This window comes from Paraburkholderia sp. BR13444 (genome assembly GCF_040948755.1).
GTDB classification, from domain to species: Bacteria; Pseudomonadota; Gammaproteobacteria; order Burkholderiales; family Burkholderiaceae; genus Paraburkholderia; species Paraburkholderia youngii.
In genome coordinates this window covers 1-270 of record NZ_JBFPKM010000063.1, presented here as the reverse complement: position 1 = coordinate 270, position 270 = coordinate 1, and the positions used below count along the sequence as shown (strand labels likewise).

1 pseudogene is annotated in these 270 nt (G+C 67.8%); it reads left to right on the top strand.

From position 1 onward, the window contains the following. A pseudogene (locus AB3X95_RS38995) lies at window positions 1–270 on the top strand (hypothetical protein); the annotation flags it as partial.

Below are 270 nucleotides of genomic sequence, written 5' to 3'. Positions count from 1 at the left end.
TCGGCGTCGGCGTGGCGGTGCAGGCCGCCACCGACGAAGCGGTCGCGCGCTACATGCGCAGCATGCACAAGGATCAGCAGGATCTGATGGCGGCGCTGGTCGGGACGATGGCGGTCGGCGAAACGAAGCCGTGGTCGGTCAAACACACGTTGCCGATCGAAAACGGTCACGGCCAGGTGCGCGTGACGCGCGCGGTCAACTCGGCGCTCGCGCTGTGCAAAGACTTCGTGTTCTCGGTGCAGGACGGCGACGGCCCGAACGCGCCCGAGA